The 17,103-nt window shown below is 41.1% G+C and carries 15 protein-coding genes, 1 tRNA gene and 1 other RNA gene; 7 read left to right on the plus strand and 10 right to left on the minus strand.

The window, feature by feature from the left end; translation table 11 throughout:
• Positions 1-2: 2 nt before the first annotated feature.
• The 5 genes from LU293_RS01180 to ndk form a co-directional block, all read right to left on the minus strand.
• Positions 3-998 (minus strand): hypothetical protein, encoded by a 996-nt coding sequence (locus LU293_RS01180; protein WP_242748108.1) that lies wholly within the window; start codon positions 996-998, stop codon positions 3-5.
• On the minus strand, positions 999-2,126 hold the full coding sequence (gene ispG, locus LU293_RS01185) for a flavodoxin-dependent (E)-4-hydroxy-3-methylbut-2-enyl-diphosphate synthase (RefSeq protein ID WP_242748109.1): 1,128 nt from the start codon (positions 2,124-2,126) through the stop codon (positions 999-1,001).
• Between the two features lie 28 nt (positions 2,127-2,154).
• The gene (locus tag LU293_RS01190) at positions 2,155-2,763 is read right to left on the minus strand and encodes a pilus assembly protein PilW (protein ID WP_242748110.1); all 609 of its coding nucleotides are present in this window, start codon (positions 2,761-2,763) and stop codon (positions 2,155-2,157) included.
• A gap of 62 nt (positions 2,764-2,825) precedes the next feature.
• Positions 2,826-3,992, minus strand: a complete 1,167-nt coding sequence (gene rlmN, locus LU293_RS01195) for a dual-specificity RNA methyltransferase RlmN (protein ID WP_242748111.1) — start codon at positions 3,990-3,992, stop codon at positions 2,826-2,828.
• Positions 3,993-4,177: 185 nt separating this feature from the next.
• Positions 4,178-4,609: a nucleoside-diphosphate kinase gene (ndk, locus tag LU293_RS01200; protein ID WP_242748112.1), complete on the minus strand. Its 432-nt coding sequence runs from the start codon at positions 4,607-4,609 to the stop codon at positions 4,178-4,180.
• Between the two features lie 174 nt (positions 4,610-4,783).
• Between ndk and ychF the strand changes: the two genes are divergently transcribed.
• The 6 genes from ychF to LU293_RS01230 all read left to right on the plus strand — a co-directional run bounded on the left by ychF (position 4,784) and on the right by LU293_RS01230 (position 11,472).
• Positions 4,784-5,875 carry a redox-regulated ATPase YchF gene (ychF, locus tag LU293_RS01205; protein ID WP_242748113.1) on the plus strand — a complete coding sequence of 364 codons (1,092 nt, stop codon included), beginning with the start codon at positions 4,784-4,786 and terminating at the stop codon, positions 5,873-5,875.
• A 108-nt stretch (positions 5,876-5,983) separates the two neighbouring features.
• The gene (locus LU293_RS01210) at positions 5,984-6,448 is read left to right on the plus strand and encodes a hypothetical protein (RefSeq protein WP_242748114.1); all 465 of its coding nucleotides are present in this window, start codon (positions 5,984-5,986) and stop codon (positions 6,446-6,448) included.
• A gap of 138 nt (positions 6,449-6,586) precedes the next feature.
• Positions 6,587-7,303, plus strand: a complete 717-nt coding sequence (locus tag LU293_RS01215; protein WP_242748115.1) for a TetR family transcriptional regulator — start codon at positions 6,587-6,589, stop codon at positions 7,301-7,303.
• A 642-nt stretch (positions 7,304-7,945) separates the two neighbouring features.
• On the plus strand, positions 7,946-8,782 hold the full coding sequence (locus LU293_RS01220; RefSeq protein ID WP_242748116.1) for an exodeoxyribonuclease III: 837 nt from the start codon (positions 7,946-7,948) through the stop codon (positions 8,780-8,782).
• A 126-nt stretch (positions 8,783-8,908) separates the two neighbouring features.
• The gene (locus LU293_RS01225; protein ID WP_242748117.1) at positions 8,909-9,658 is read left to right on the plus strand and encodes a glutathione peroxidase; all 750 of its coding nucleotides are present in this window, start codon (positions 8,909-8,911) and stop codon (positions 9,656-9,658) included.
• Between the two features lie 137 nt (positions 9,659-9,795).
• Positions 9,796-11,472 carry a formate--tetrahydrofolate ligase gene (locus LU293_RS01230; RefSeq protein WP_242748118.1) on the plus strand — a complete coding sequence of 559 codons (1,677 nt, stop codon included), beginning with the start codon at positions 9,796-9,798 and terminating at the stop codon, positions 11,470-11,472.
• A gap of 73 nt (positions 11,473-11,545) precedes the next feature.
• Here LU293_RS01230 and LU293_RS01235 read toward each other — a convergent pair whose 3' ends face one another.
• The gene (locus tag LU293_RS01235) at positions 11,546-11,758 is read right to left on the minus strand and encodes a hypothetical protein (RefSeq protein WP_242748119.1); all 213 of its coding nucleotides are present in this window, start codon (positions 11,756-11,758) and stop codon (positions 11,546-11,548) included.
• A gap of 314 nt (positions 11,759-12,072) precedes the next feature.
• Between LU293_RS01235 and alaS the strand changes: the two genes are divergently transcribed.
• The gene (gene alaS, locus LU293_RS01240; RefSeq protein WP_242748120.1) at positions 12,073-14,739 is read left to right on the plus strand and encodes an alanine--tRNA ligase; all 2,667 of its coding nucleotides are present in this window, start codon (positions 12,073-12,075) and stop codon (positions 14,737-14,739) included.
• A gap of 201 nt (positions 14,740-14,940) precedes the next feature.
• Here alaS and ybeY read toward each other — a convergent pair whose 3' ends face one another.
• The 4 genes from ybeY to ssrS all read right to left on the minus strand — a co-directional run bounded on the left by ybeY (position 14,941) and on the right by ssrS (position 17,014).
• Positions 14,941-15,429, minus strand: coding sequence for an rRNA maturation RNase YbeY (gene ybeY / locus LU293_RS01245; RefSeq protein WP_375540353.1), 489 nt, complete (start codon positions 15,427-15,429; stop codon positions 14,941-14,943).
• Between the two features lie 47 nt (positions 15,430-15,476).
• The gene (locus LU293_RS01250; protein WP_242748122.1) at positions 15,477-16,532 is read right to left on the minus strand and encodes a PhoH family protein; all 1,056 of its coding nucleotides are present in this window, start codon (positions 16,530-16,532) and stop codon (positions 15,477-15,479) included.
• Positions 16,533-16,652: 120 nt separating this feature from the next.
• Positions 16,653-16,728, minus strand: a tRNA-Asn gene (locus LU293_RS01255).
• 93 nt (positions 16,729-16,821) lie between these two features.
• Positions 16,822-17,014, minus strand: a non-coding RNA gene (gene ssrS / locus LU293_RS01260) — 6S RNA.
• Positions 17,015-17,103 lie beyond the last annotated feature (89 nt).

A 17,103-nucleotide genomic window follows, 5' to 3' on the forward strand; every position in this document is an offset into this window, starting at 1 on the left:
ATTTATTTAAACTTTGTTAATTTACTTAAACATTGTGCCAATTGACCATCGGTCAAAATTTCATCAAATTCATCTTTATAGCGATTGGGATTATTCACATCAAAGTCGGTCATCGTCTTTAAAAATCCTGCAAAATTTGGGCTTTTGTTGGCAAGTTCGCTGATGACCGAATAATCCATATTTTCTTTAAATTTGGCAGGCGATACAATCTTGCTTTGATGAATATCTATCAGATTTAATTCAATAATACCAATACCAAAACTGATGCTTAATTTTTGTAAGGCTTCTATAAATTGGCTGTCTGGCTTAATATTTACCGCCACTAAATATCCCTCATTCGCCCAACTAGAATTACTCACCGCCTGAAAAAAACTTTCTTTATAATTACTAAAATTTAATTCTTTTTTAATTTCAAACGAAAAAACTTTGATGGGCAATTGGTCAAATTTGTTAATAAAATTTAACACACAGCTTTTTTGGTAATTAGCATATTCAAAACTCACCGCCACCATATCAGGATACAACCATCTATCTTCACCTTTTATCCCTTTTTGGCTTGTCTCATGGAAGATGGTTTTTGAATACGCCATAAAGTAATCATCGTGCCTTAAAAAATAACTCAGCACTTGGTGTAAATCACGTTCATGAAAATAAGATTTTTGATTAAACTTTTTAGAATTTTCTAACTTAACAATTTCTTGAACTTCTTGATTTAACTCGTCATTGTTTTGATTTTTTAAAATATACTGCTTAGGCTTGGTATTGGGCATTTCTTGAAAATGCTTTTTGTCAGTATAAATAATTCTCATAAAAGTAATATTGGGGGTTTTACCAGAAAAACACCCTGTATTATCATCAAAAGTATTTAAACGATATTGTAGTTTATTTTGGACAACAAATTCCCATAATTGACTTGGCGTAACAGGACGATTGACCATACTCATCGCCAATATCGCAAGTTCGGTAAAACTTAATTTATCGGTGTTTAAATTATCCATTTATCCCACTCTAATAATCTCTTTTGCCTTGGCAATCGCACGAGCTTCACCAAGCTCACGGGCTTTTTCACGCACCATCTGCTCTATTTCATTGACAAGATTATTAGTGTCAATCAGATGGCTTTTTTGTCCCATTTTATACACCAAAGAATTAGGATTTGCCCCCACCACACCGATGGTCGCCTCTTTGGCCTCACCCGGTCCATTGACCTTACAGCCGATGACCGATAAATTTAGTGGCTCTCTGATGTCTTCTAGTCTTGCTTCTAGTTCATTCATCACTTTGATGACATCAAATTCTTGGCGACTACAACTAGGGCAAGCGATAAAATTCACGCCATTAGAGCGAATGCCCAATGATTTTAAAATATCAAAGCCGATTTTAATCTCTTCTTCTGGGGCGGCAGCGAGCGATATTCGCATGGTGTCGCCAATGCCATCAAGCAAAAGCCCACCCAAGGCAATCGCACTTTTGACCGTGCCTGTGCGATACACGCCAGCTTCTGTTACCCCCAAATGCAAGGGGTTGTCAATTTGGGCAGAGATGAGTCGATATGCGTCCAAAGTCAAAAAGACATTACTGGCTTTGACAGAGATTTTATAATTTTGAAAATCCAGTTTTTCTAAAATATCAATATGACGCATGGCAGATTCTAGCATTGCTTCGCCTGTTGGCTCGCCATATTTTTTTTGTAGATCTTTTTCTAGTGAGCCTGCGTTCACGCCAATGCGAATGGGGATATTGTGGTACTTGGCACAGGCGACCACTTCACGCACTTTGGCGTCATTGCCAATATTGCCAGGATTGATACGCAAACAGTCCGCCCCTGCATCAGCTGCCGCCAAGGCGATTTTGTGGTCAAAATGAATGTCGGCGATGAGCGGAATATTCACCAGTTTTTTGATGTCAGCAAAAGCCTGCACGCTCTCCATCGTCGGTGTGGACACACGCATAAGATCCGCCCCTGCATCTACGCAACGCTGTATTTGGGCGACAGTCGCTGCCACATCACAGGTATCTGTATTGGTCATACTTTGCACGCTGATGGGCGCATCACCACCGATGGCGACAGAGCCTACATGGATTTTGCGAGTAAGACGGCGTTTGATGGGACTGTGATTTGACATATCTCTTCCAAAATGTGTTTAAAGATTATTAATCTGGATCATGGCTCATCAAGTGTGTCAGCTGCTCACGAACTTGTGGGTTTGTGCTGCCTGCCTGTATCGCCTTGGTAAAAGCCTGCTTAGCACCTGATTGATCACCCAGCTTTTGTAAGGTAAATCCAAGATTTTCTAGACTTTGGATACGTCCCACATAGCCTAGACTTGCAGCTGCTACACCAAAATAATGCACCGCTTCATGCTCACGCCCCATGCGTGCCAAGTAGACGCCATAGTTATTAAACGCTTGCATAAATTTGCCATCTAAATCGATAGCCTTACGAAAATAACCGTCTGCCTTTTGAAGGTTTATCGCACTACTTTCTGTCTGCAACAAGACACCCATCATATCATAAGCGGGCGCATATAAAGTGTCAGCAAGAAACGCCTTATCGAGCTGTCGCTTTGCTTCATCAAGCCGACCATCAGTGATATGCTGGGCAGCCAAGGCGGTACGAATGCGTGCAAGTTCAGTGTTTTTATCACTATTTAGCATCAAAATTTCGTCAATCTGATTGCCGCCATCTGGCATACTGTGGCACGCAGATAATAGGACTGTGACCGCTAAAATAAGCCCAAGCTTAAAATATTGCACTCGCATGATAAACCCATTCTAACAATTAATGGCTATTTTGCCAAACATTTCACACCATCAATTAAAAATTAATCTTTTTGGCGACTTTGGATACTTTGTTGCCATTTTGCCGAACGCCGTGTTTTATCCGCCACCTGACCAACAAGCTGTCCGCACGCCGCATCAATATCATCGCCACGAGTTTGGCGAATGGTACACACAAAACCTGCATTATTTAAAATATTACTAAAGGCATGAATGCGATTGTTGCTTGACCGCTCGTAAGGGGCGTGCGGAAAGGGATTAAATGGTATCAGATTAATTTTACACGGCAACTCTTTTAATAAATTAATAAGCTCATGAGCATGAACATCTGTATCATTGACGTCTTTTAGCATGACATATTCAATGGTAACGTGCTTTTTGTGGCGTGGGTTTTCATCATAGACATAGGCTTTAGCAGCTTGGATAAGCTCTGCCAAAGGGTATTTTTTGTTAATCGGTACAAGCTCGTTACGCAGCTTATCATTGGGGGCGTGCAGGCTGATGGCAAGTGCCACATCAATATCTTTGGCAAGCTCATACATTTTTGGCACAATGCCAGATGTTGAGAGCGTTACACGGCGTTTTGATAGACCAAATGCGTGATCATCAAGCATTAAAGACATACTGGCAACCACAGGCTTATAATTTAATAAAGGCTCGCCCATGCCCATCATCACCACATTGGTTACTCGGTTTTCACGCTTGGCTGGGGCAACATCTTCCATATAAGATTGGTTTGCCACCCACAGCTGACCGATGATTTCGCTGGCGGACAAATCTCGCTCAAACCCTTGCTTACCTGTACTACAAAACGAACAATCCAATGCACAGCCCACTTGTGATGAAATACACAAGGTTTTTCGTCCAAATTGTTTATTATCATCAGCAGGAATAAGTACCGTTTCTACAAGTGAACCGCCAGCCACTTCAAACACCCATTTACGCGTACCGTCATCGCTAAATTGTTTAAATTTAACCTTAGGCGGCGTGATGCACGCTACTGTTTCTAATTTTTCTTGCAAATTTTTAGACAAATTGGTCATCTGATAAAAATCAGTTACCCCAAATTGATAAATCCATTTCATCACTTGGGTGGCTCGAAATGGCTTTTCGTTAAGGTTTTTAAAAAACTCAGTAAGCTCGTTTTTGCTCATACCAAGCAGGTTGGTTTTATCGGTGCTATCTTGTGCATATACAGGGATTTTATTCATAATGGCGGCTAAGATAAATCGGTGGACTTAGTTAAAGGGCAGCTAAACGATTCATTATATAAAATTTTTGGCAAAAAGTCATGATAACTGCATTAATTAGCTAAAAATTTACAAATAAAAACGACCACTAAAACAGCGATCGTTTTTATTAATTTTATTAATGTCTGCTAAGATTTAGCAAGCGATTAACGCGTGCGTGGGCAGATTTCGTCATCGCTAAAGAAATAAGCGATTTCACGCTCAGCAGATGTTGTGCTGTCTGAACCGTGAGCAGCGTTCTCATCAATGCTGGTTGCAAAATCAGCACGGATAGTGCCAGCTGCCGCTTCTTTAGGGTTGGTAGCACCTAGAATATCACGGTGTGCTAATACTGCATTTTCGCCCTCTAGTACAGACACCACCACAGGACCTGAAGTCATAAATGATACTAAATCACCAAAGAAACCACGCTCTTTATGCTCTGCATAAAAACCTTCAGCGTCTGCTTGAGATAGATGCTTCATTTTAGTTGCGATAATTTTTAGACCGTTTTTCTCAAAGCGAGAGAAAATTTCACCGATGTGGTTAGCACCAACTGCATCAGGTTTTACGATAGATAAAGTACGTTCGATAGCCATGATTTTTTCCTTAAATTAGGTTGATATGAAATTTTGTTTCACAACAAAACTTTTCTATCATAGCATTTTTTTACTAAATTCTCAAAAAGTATTTATAAATTTATCCTAACAAATTCATCATAAATTTTGGTATAATAAAAGGCTTATTCATCAGATTTAACAAGAGACTATCCTATGGGTTTTAATTGCGGTATCGTAGGCCTACCAAATGTGGGTAAATCCACCCTATTTAATGCACTTACTAAAGCAGGTATTGCCGCCGAAAACTTCCCCTTTTGTACCAAAGACCCCAACACAGGCATCGTACCTGTACCAGACCCCCGTTTAAAGGCATTGGCAAAAATCGTCAATCCTGAGCGAGTGTTGCCAACCACCATGGAATTTGTGGATATTGCAGGGCTTGTGGCAGGTGCTTCTAAGGGCGAAGGCATGGGCAACCAATTTCTTGCCAATATCCGTGAAACAGATGCCATCGCCCACGTCGTGCGGTGCTTTGATGATGATAACGTCATTCATGTAGACGGTCGTGTCAATCCTTTATCCGACATTGAGACCATCAACACCGAGCTTGCCCTTGCCGACCTAGAAGCGGTTACTCGTGCCATCACCAACAACGCCAAAAAAGCCAAAGGCGGTGATAAGGACGCACAAGCGATTTTGGCAGTATTCCAAAAAATTGAGCCATATTTGGCAGATGGTAAACCTGCTCGCATGGCAAATCTTGATGACGATGAGAAAAAACTCATCAAAAGCTATGGCCTTATCACCCTAAAACCAGTCATGTACATCGCCAACGTCGCAGAAGACGGCTTTGAAAACAACCCTTATTTAGATAAAGTGCGTGAATTTGCCGAATCAGACAACGCCATTGTCGTGCCTTTGTGCAATCAAATAGAAGCAGAAATTGCCCAATTAGACGAAGACGAAAAGGCAGAGTTTTTAGAGGGCATGGGCATGAGTGAAGCTGGACTTGACCGTGTCATCAGAGCAGGTTACGAGCTGTTAAACCTACAAACCTACTTCACCGCAGGCGTAAAAGAAGTGCGTGCGTGGACTGTGCCTGTTGGGGCGACTGCACCACAAGCAGCAGGAGTTATTCATACCGACTTTGAACGTGGTTTTATCCGTGCCGAGGTGATTAGCTATGATGACTTTATCGCTCATGATGGCGAAAAAGGGGCTGCTGCCGCTGGCAAATCTCGCCTAGAAGGCAAAACCTATGTCGTCCAAGATGGCGATGTGATGCATTTTCGCTTTAACGTGTGATTGAATGCTTACACTTTAAGTGACTTAAGTGACATCTGATATTTAATTTACATTTTGTCAAAAATGATTTATCATATCATCTTATTTTTTTTAAAAAAGGTTATCACCATGAAAAAATTACTGTTAAGCACCCTAGTTGCAAGCTTAGCCCTGACTGCTTGCCATAAGGCAGAGCAAAAAACAGAAGAAGTTGTGGATACAACAAGAACTGCTGTAGTCGATACTCAGACCACCCAAGAAGTCCAGACAACCCAACCAGTCCAAGAAACCCATGACCATGACGACCATGATCATGACGGCACTCAACACAACATGGGCGAGCTGTATCAGTGTGGCGACATTCCTGCCAATATCGCTGAGCATAACCACGAAGGCAAGCGCGAGGCTCATCTGACATTAGATGAGATTACTTATGATTTGGATGCAGATGCTCAATCACCTAATCGCTACATCTCAGATGATGATAGCATTGCCAACGACAATAAAGGCATGATTCTTGATTTGAGTGACAATACTGCTAAAATCACCTCACTTGATGGCAAGCCATTACTTGACTGCGTTAGACAGCAATAATCTAAGCAACTAATTAGTATCACATCAAAAAATACTATTATGGCGGACTTTTTAGTTCGCCATAATTCTAAGAATTTTTTTAATTATAAACACTTCGCATTGATAGACCAATTAATAACCAAAAAAAAGAGAGTGTTCATGAGTGCAAGTACAATGGTCAAACCCACCGCCCGAGAGCAAAAAAAACTTCAAACACGCCAAGCATTTTTTAATGCGGTGCTTGATTTATGTATGACAGGTCAAGGATATAGCTCCATCAGCCTACGCCAAGTCACACGAGAAGTCGGTGTGGTGCCAACTGCCTTTTATCGTCATTTTGATGATATGGAAAGTCTTGGTAAAGCTTTGGTAGAAGATGAGCTTGGCGAGGCTTTATCGGTACTTCGTGAGCATATGCAACTGGGTAAAAAACGCAGTTTTGAACGCCAAATCGCCAAATCTGTACAGCTGTTTTTTAAGGCGGTAGACGCACAGCCACGTTATTGGCAATTCATCGCCTCAGAGCGTTTTGGTGGGTCTTGGGCGGTACGTAATGCCATCAGTCAGCAGATTCATTTTTTTGCCAAAATCATGGCAGACGACCTTGCCTTGCAACCTGCCTTTGAGCATATTGGCAGTGATGACCGTTATTTGCTCGCTGAAATTGGTGTCAATCTGTCATTTTCTTGGATTATTGATTGGCTTGAACTCACCTACACGCCTAATCTAGACGATGAAGAGTTTGAGCAATTCCCCCAAAAAGATCTAGAAAAACAAAAGCAAGACATGCTACATCGCTGTACAAGACAAATGCAAATACTGATGTATGGGGCTTATAATTGGAAATCTAGTGAAGAAACTTTGCTTGATGATTAAATACCAGCTACCCAAACATCATCAGACACCCTAAAGCCTTGCTGTATTAAGCAGGGTTCTTAGTAACGCTCCCATCGCTGGACATGCGTATAAGATATTTGATAAGTAGCTCAGGGCTAATATCAGATTGCTATGCTGCCGCACCAAGCATATTGCGACTAACGTTTCAACTTTACTTTGTTTAGTGTTATTTTACCATCTGAATCTCCCAGCTGTTTAGCACAATTACTGTAGGTACTTTTTTATTTTTGATGCTTAAACTTTCTTACCATCGTAACCTGCTAACATCCCAAATATTATTATACATACTTCATTCCAAGGTTTTTTGGTCAAATTTATTTTAAATATATTAAATAAAATGAGCAGCTGTTATTGTTGCAATTTTTTACAGTTTTGTGGCAAATGCAGCTTAACGAGGATAATTATATAAAATAACTGAGTGGCATTTACTAAATATGGCTTATTATAATAAAGTGTGGCAATCTAAGGCTTCTAGCAAGACATCTAAATTAACACTTTTATATTTGCAAAATGATGATAAATACGGACACTAAAATAAAATTTATCCATATCTTAGTGGTGAAGTAGATGATGAATTTATGTTGATTTATGTTAAAATGCTTATTTTATTGTAGTGAAACCATGACCTATCATTTTCCACCAAAAACAGTCATAAATAACAAGCATGTACTACGTGTCATTTCCTTGAATGTAAATGGGCTAAGAGCCGCTACTAAAAAGGGTCTATTAAACTGGCTAGCAATAAGTGATGCTGACGTAATCTGCATGCAAGAGACACGGATTCAACAGCACCAGTGGACGGATGATTTTAAACCTGACGGCTGGCACTGCCATCTCTTTCCCGCCCAAAAAGCAGGCTATGCAGGCACAGCAATCTATAGCCGATTACCATTTATACCGACAGATGGATTGGGCTTTGAGCTTGCAGATAGCCAAGGTCGGTTTACTTGTGGCAAGTTTGACTTTAGTCAATTTGGACTTGCCAAGCCTGTGCATATCGCCTCACTTTATCTGCCTAGTGGTTCATCAGGCGATGAAGCCCAAGCACGCAAAGATTTATTTTTAGAAGAATATAAAGCCATCTTAAAACGTTGGCGAGATGAAGACCGCTCAGTCATCATCTGTGGCGACTATAATATCGTCCATAAACGCATTGACATCAAAAACTGGTCAGGCAACCAAAAAGCATCAGGCTGCCTACCCCATGAACGAGCATGGCTTGATCATATTTACGATGAGCTTGGGTATGTGGATACATTTCGCACGGCACGCCAAGACAGCGAACTGTATTCATGGTGGTCTAATCGTGGGCAAGCACGAGCAAAGAATGTCGGCTGGCGGATTGACTATCACGCCTGTAGCCCAGACTGGAAAGCACGCACATTAGGAGCATGGGTGTATCGTGATGAATGGTTTAGTGACCATGCACCAGTAGCGGTAGATTATGCACTTGAGTAAAATTTATCCCAACTGACACATTTTATTGATAAAATAATCATCATACCCTTGATAAATACCATTTTAACTGGTTATAATAAGTAAGATTTATTTTTTTAACTCATAATTCACTAAAAGGAGCTGTCTATGAGCTTTAAGGACATGACAGGACAAAAGGTCCCTAGCGTTACTTTTCACACTCGCCAAGGCGATGCTTGGGTAGATGTGACTACCGACGATCTATTTAAAGGCAAAAAAGTCGTTCTATTCTCACTGCCTGGTGCGTTTACTCCTACCTGCTCATCCACACATTTACCACGTTATAACGAGCTTTGTAACGAATTTAAGAAATGTGGTGTTGATGACATCATTTGCGTATCTGTTAATGATACCTTTGTAATGAACGCATGGAAAGCTGACCAAGAATGCCAAAACATTACTGTTATCCCTGATGGTAATGGTGAATTTACAGAAGGTATGGGTCGCTTAGTTGGTAAAGAAAACCTAGGCTTTGGCAAGCGTTCATGGCGTTATTCCATGCTGGTTGAAGACGGTATTATTACAAAAATCTTCGATGAACCACAAAAAGACGGTGACCCCTTTGAAGTATCTGATGCTGAGACCATGCTAAAGCACCTAGACCCAAGCTGGGAAGTCAAACCATCTGTAACTCTTTTCACTAAGCCTGGCTGCGTGCACTGTGCCAAAGCCAAGCAAACGCTTGATGAGCGTGGCTTAGCTTATGAAGAAATCGTATTAGGTCGCGATGCGTCTATGACATCAGTGCGTGCCATTACTGGACTTGAAACTACACCGCAGATTTTCATCGGTGGCAAACACATCGGTGGCAATGATGAGTTTCAAGAATACCTAAAAAGCAATGATTGCACAATCTAACACCTGCGTACGATTGATAAAAAGACGGTTTTATGCCGTCTTTTTTTTATGTAAATACCCCAACCCTAATCTGCAAGTACCACAACTTATGCTATACTAAAAATAATACATTAAAGAGCATCTTAAAGGAACATCTTATGACTCACCTAACCGACGCACAAATCGCCAAAAACGCCATGGCAGACATTCTTCCCATCGGCAAGATTGCCCAAAAACTTGGTCTATCTGCTGATGACATTGAACAATACGGCAAATACAAAGCCAAAATTGATCCCAAATCTACATTTACCAAATCCAATAAAAACGGTAAATTAATACTTGTTACTGCCATTAATCCAACACCTGCAGGCGAAGGTAAAACCACCCTATCCATCGGTCTGGCAGATGCTTTAGCCCACATCGGCGAAAATGTCGCCCTTGCACTGCGTGAACCATCGCTTGGACCTGTCTTTGGCATCAAAGGTGGTGCAGCAGGTGGTGGTCTATCTCAAGTACTGCCAATGGAAGATATCAATTTACATTTTACAGGTGATTTTCATGCCATCACAAGCAGTGTCAATCTGCTTGCTGCATTAATTGACAACCACATTTATCAAGGCAATGAGCTTGATATCAATCCCAAAAAAGTTGTCTGGCGACGTGCCTTAGATATGAACGACCGCCAACTGCGAAATATAATAGGCGGCATGGGTAAGCCTACCGATGGCGTGATACGCCCTGATGGCTTTGACATCACAGTGGCAAGTGAAGTCATGGCGGTGTTTTGTCTTGCCAAAGACTTAGACGATTTAAAGCACCGTTTAGGTGAGATGATTGTTGCTTATCGCTTTGATAATACTCCTGTTTTTGCCAAAGACCTGCACGCCCATGGAGCGATGGCTGCTCTGTTAAAAGAAGCCATCAAGCCTAATTTAGTACAAACCATTGAAGGCACGCCTACTCTTATTCATGGTGGTCCTTTTGCCAATATTGCTCACGGCTGTAATTCAGTCATAGCGACACGCACTGCCCTAAATTTAGCAGATTTTGTGGTTACTGAAGCTGGGTTTGGAGCAGATTTGGGAGCGGAGAAATTTTGCGACATCAAATGCCGTTTGGCAAACTTACGCCCTGATGCGGTGGTCATTGTCACAACGGTGCGAGCTTTAAAATACAATGGCGGTGTCGCCAAAGACGAATTAAAAAGTGAAAATTTAGACGCTCTACAAAAAGGCTTACCAAATTTATTAAAACATATTGATAATATTCAAACTGTCTTTGGCTTGCCGTGCGTGGTAGCGATTAACGCTTTCGTGTCAGATACTACTGATGAAATTGAGCTGATTAAAAAAGCGTGCCAAGATAAAGGGGTAGATGTCTCAGTTGCCAAAGTGTGGGAGCAAGGCGGCACAGGTGGCATAGACTTAGCCAAAAAAGTAGTGGCATTAACCCAAAGCGAGAATAAATTTCGTTTTGCCTATGACACTGACCAAAGCATTGAAGATAAAATCACAGCCATCGCCCAAAAAATTTATGGAGCGGACGGTGTGAAATTTAGTAATGATGCCAAGGCTGATATGCGTAAAATACAAAAATTAGGGCTTGATAAGCTGCCTATTTGCATGGCAAAAACGCAATATTCACTCTCAGATAACCCCAAGCTTTTAGGGCGACCGTCAGGCTTTGATATTCACATCAAAAACATCACCATCTCAAACGGAGCAGGTTTTTTGGTAGCGTTGTGTGGTGAGATGATGAAAATGCCGGGTCTGCCAAAAGTGCCGTCCGCCAATCATATTGATGTGGTAGATGGGGATATTATTGGGCTGTTTTGATGAATCAAAAGCACCTGCCAAATAAAAAATCGCAAAGATGACCACTTTGCGATTTTTAAGGTTAATATATTGATTACTGTGGTGCTTTAGTTGGGCTGCTGGTTAGTTGGCTTAGTTTTTTGGTAACAATCACCGCAACTGGCAAGCTGATGATCAAACCTACAACAACCGCCGCTAAAATTACCATACTGCTATCATGACCTGTCACCACCGCAATGATAATCAAAATGCCCATTGCAACCGTAGAAGCGATAGAAAAAATTGCTGTCAATAGAGGAATATTCATCTTAAACTCCGATTAAACCAAACCACAATACAAATCAATTTCTTAGAATATAAAACGATACATTTAAGGTACGCCTAAATTTAGCTTTAGTATTAAATGTAGCTTTTATATCTACATTTATACACCTTTTTTAACAAAATGTTAAGCGTATTTACAAAAAAATCCTTAAAATTTTTATGGGATTTTTTGATATATTCATCAGCCTTAGCTTTTTATATTTTAAAGGGTAGAAATCTCGAAAAATGCTTTAATTTGCCCAAGTTTATGCTAAAATTGATTATTAATTTGCCAGTTTCTCACCATTAAGGATTTTTATGAGTCAGCTTAAAAAAAACCTACAATTACATGAAGTGCGTCAAGCCTTTATCGACTTTTTTGTAAGCAAAAACCACACCCATGTCGCATCATCTAGCCTTATTCCACATAATGACCCTACGCTGCTTTTTACTAATGCGGGAATGAACCAGTTTAAAGACACATTTTTAGGACTAGAAAAACGCAATTACAACCGTGCCGTCACTTCCCAAAAATGCGTGCGTGCAGGCGGAAAACACAACGATTTAGACAATGTCGGCTATACCGCTCGCCACCATACTTTTTTTGAAATGCTTGGCAACTTTAGTTTTGGCGATTATTTTAAAGAAAACGCCATTAAATTTGCGTGGGAGTTTCTAACCGCTGATGACTGGCTTGCCCTGCCTAAAGACCGACTTTATGTTACTGTATATCATACAGATGATGAGGCGTATGACATCTGGCATAACACCATCGGATTAACACCCGACCGCATTATCCGTATTGGTGATAATAAAGGCGGACTGTACCAATCAGACAACTTTTGGGCGATGGGCGACACAGGCCCTTGTGGTCCGTGTAGTGAAATCTTTTATGACTACGGTGACAGCATGGAAGGTGGCTTGCCAGGAACACCAGAAGAAGACGGCGATCGCTATGTAGAAGTATGGAACTGTGTATTTATGCAATTTAACCGTCAAAAAGACGGAACACTAGAGCCACTGCCAAAACCATCTGTGGATACAGGCATGGGGCTTGAGCGTATCAGCTCTATCATGCAAGGTAAATTTGGCAACTACGAAGTGGATCTTTTTGTAAAACTCATGGATTTTACCGCCCAAGTGATTGGCGTTGATAGCACATACGAGCCGTCATTTAAAGTAGTTGCTGACCATATCCGAGCTGTCTCATTTCTTATTGCTGATGGTGTTCGCCCAAGCAATGAAGGTCGTGGCTATGTACTTCGCCGCATCATTCGCCGAGCTGTTCGTCATGGTAATAAGCTTGGTGCAACAGAAAACTTCTTTTATAAAATCGTACCAGCCTTGGTGCGTGAAATGGGCGAAGCCTACCCTGAGCTTGTCACAAAGCAAGATGAAATTGCAGCCGTCATTTTAAAAGAAGAAGAGCAATTTGCCAAAACTCTTGCCCAAGGCTTAAGATTGTTATCAAGCGAGCTTGAAGTGCTAAATGATGGAGATATCTTATCTGGCGAAACCGTCTTTAAGCTGTACGACACTTACGGTTTCCCTGTGGATTTAACATCAGACATTGCCCGTGAGCGTGGTATCAGTATTGACGACACAGGCTTTGATGCTTGTATGCAAGAGCAACGTCAAAGAGCCAGAGATGCTGGCAAGTTTGATTTAGACTACACCGCCGCCATTAAGGTTAATACACCAACTGAATTTACTGGGTACAGCCTTTATCATCAACAAAGCAGTATCGTTGGGCTGTACCAAGATGGTAAACAGACAGACTGCCTAAAAGAAGGTGAAGAAGGTGTTATTGTATTATCCACCACACCATTTTATGCCGAAAGTGGCGGTCAAGTAGGCGAGACAGGTGAAATTAGCACGCAATCAGGTGTGTTTGCCGTCGAAGATACCAAAAAATCTGGACAAGCTATCATTCATTATGGCACAGTTAAAATGGGTCAAATCACCCCAAACCAAAAAGCCAACGCCTTAGTATCATCAGACGTTCGCCATGCATCTGCCAAAAACCACTCTGCCACGCACTTACTGCATGCTGCCTTGCGTACTTTGCTTGGCAATGGTGTTACCCAAAAAGGCTCTTTGGTATCAAGCGATGTTCTACGTTTTGACTTCTCCCACGATTCTGCCGTCAGCGATGAAGAGTTGGTACAAATTGAACGCATGGTTAACGAACAGATTCAAAAAAACACCCCCGTTCAAACCGAACTTTTAGACATTGACACCGCCATGAAAAAAGGAGCGATGGCACTGTTTGGTGAAAAATACGGCGATATAGTGCGTGTACTAACGATGGGCGAGAAAGAAAATAAAGAAGCTTTCTCTATTGAGCTTTGTGGTGGTATTCATGTACATCATACTGGTGAAATCGGTCTATTTAAGATTGTCAGCGAACAAGGTATTTCAGCAGGCGTCCGTCGCATTGAAGCCTTGACAGGCATGGGAGCGTTACGCTATATTCAGCAAGGCAATCAACAGCTAAATATTTTAGCTGATCAATTTAAGGCGAAACGCCATGAGATTGTCGATCGAGTCTCACAGCTTGCAGATAAGAGCCGCTCATTAGAAAAACAGCTTGAGCGTCTAAACCAGAAAATGGCAAGTCTACAAGCCCAATCATTAACTGAAAACACTAAGCAAATCAATGGTCAAAAGGTACTTATCGCTACGATAAACGGCTTAGATGGCAAAGCACTGCGCACGCTATCAGATGACATGAAATCAAAACTTCATGATGGCATTGTGGTACTGTCAAGCGTGCATGATGATAAAATCGCCATCACTGCAAGCGTCGGTAAAAACCTAACGGGCAAAGTAAAAGCAGGCGACATTATCAAGCACACCACTTCACAGCTTGGTGGTAAAGGTGGTGGTAAGCCTGATTTTGCTCAAGGTGGAGCAACTGACGTTGAGAAGTTGCCACAAGCCATGAATGCACTTAGTGACTGGCTTGCCGAACAACTGGTCTAATTAATAAAAAGGGACAGAAAAAAATTCTTTGTCCCTTTTTTATTGCTTATTTTTAAATATTGAGTTTACTGTAAAATATCAATTTGTTAAACCGTTAGTAGCAACAACAGTAACCGTGCAGTTTTTATTACTAATAGGCACAGCTTAGGATAAGCGAAAAATCAAATTTGGCAGTAGGTCTGTGAAAAAGATTAACTATTCTCAAGAATAAGGATTATTAATGCCTAATTTTGCCAAAATTTCTATCTCAAAGCCTTCCATTTCATCCGCCTGTAAATCTCCAAGCTCATGATCAAAACCAAGCAAATGCAAAATACCATGCACCAATAAATGTACCAAGTGATCATAAAATGCCTTGCCCTGTTCGCTTGCTTGTTTTGCCACCACTTCATGGCATAAGACAAGCTCACCTAATGGCAATTGTGGCAATACAGCTAAAATCTCACTTGACATTTGGCTTGGATAAGACAAAACGTTCGTTGCATAGTCTTTTTGACGATACTCGCGATTAAGCTCTTGTGCTTCGATGGCATCGGCAATGTATACACTCAGCTGTTTTGGCTTACACCAGATATCATCATCAATACCCTCAAAATAAGCAAACTTAAGCCCATTTTGGCGTTTGTACTCCATAACGTCTAGCACACACTCAAGCACCTTATCAAGCTTCGCTTGAGTGTATTGTTCCATCACCTCATCAGATAACGCACCAAAATCTAAAGCGAAAGTTGTAGCCGTCATACTTCACCTTGATTAATCTGAGCTTGTGCAGCAAGTCTTTCTTGTTTACGTTGCCAAGCTTTTTGCTCTTGCTCATCATCAAACGCATCATAGGCTTGGACGATTTTTTGTACCAGATGGTGACGCACTACGTCTTTACTATCAAAACGAGTAATATGAATCTCATCAATTTTAGAAAGAATCTGAATCGCCTGCGATAGACCCGACTTATGTCCTCGTGGCAAATCCACCTGCGTCATATCGCCAGTAATCACCGCACGAGAACCAAAACCAAGTCGTGTTAAGAACATTTTCATCTGTTCTGGCGTGGTGTTTTGAGCTTCATCTAAAATGACAAATGAATTATTTAACGTTCGCCCACGCATATAGGCCAATGGAGCTACCTCAATCACTTGGCGTTCTAAGAGCTTACCCACTTTCTCAAACCCAAGCATTTCATATAACGCATCATACAGTGGGCGTAAATAAGGGTCAATCTTTTGAGTTAAGTCGCCCGGCAAAAAGCCAAGCTTCTCGCCAGCTTCCACGGCAGGTCGCACCAATAAGATTCGCTCAATCTCACCTCGCTCCAACATATCAACCGCACAAGCTACTGCCAGATAAGTCTTACCAGTACCAGCAGGACCAACACCAAATGACACATCAGACGCTAGGATTTTTTGGACATAACGCTGCTGATTTTGTCCACGGGGTGTGATTTTACCCTTGCGTGTCTTTAGGCTGACATGAGTATGCGTATCGTGCCTATCGCTACGCTTTTGGACGCCTGCCACTTGCTCACCCTCTGAACGCTCAGAAAGTGCTGCTTGAATAATTAGGTGCAATGTCTCACCCTCGATATCATCATAAGAAAGCTCTGCAAGCTTAGTTAAAATTACTTTCGCACGCTCGCAAGCCACTTCATCGCCTGTGATTATAAATTGGTTTTGACGTTGCATGATGTCGATATCAAGACGCTCTTGGAGATACTTTAGATGCTTATTATATTCACCTAGTACATTTTTAAGCTGGTCAGTATTAAGATCTAGAGTTAAATTATGTGTTGTAGCCAAAACAATACCCTTTAAGTAAAAATTTAATGTACTTTAAATAAGGGCAAATTAAAGAATTGCAATAAGCAGGTAGGCATCAAAAAAGAAAAAACCCTTCAAAATATGAAGGGTTTTATAATATGGCTCCCCAACCTGGGCTCGAACCAGGGACACACGGATTAACAGTCCGATGCTCTACCAACTGAGCTATTGGGGAAAGTCTAAGCTGTTCGCTTAATATGGTGCGTATTATATTAATGGCTTGATTAATTGTCAAGCAAAAAATACTATTTTTTTAAAAAATTTAAAAATAAATACCAAAGCACCGCTACAAAGGGGTTACCATGAACCGTACAGTTCAAGGCGGGTTATGCCATCACTTATTACGGCTTCCTGATTCATCATAAAGATGCAGGTCTGCACAACAAAGTAATAGTAGCACAACCCTAAGATAAGATTATCGGCTCAGGAATACGCTTTGTTGGCGAATGCTCCAGTAGCACCTATTATAATAAATTTATTCTAAAATCTCAAGATAAATCACCCAAATTATTTACCCTAAATGCAACATAAGCGATTGATATTACTAATT

Source organism: Moraxella nasovis, assembly GCF_022701215.1.
In the GTDB taxonomy this organism is placed as follows: domain Bacteria; phylum Pseudomonadota; class Gammaproteobacteria; order Pseudomonadales; family Moraxellaceae; genus Moraxella; species Moraxella nasovis.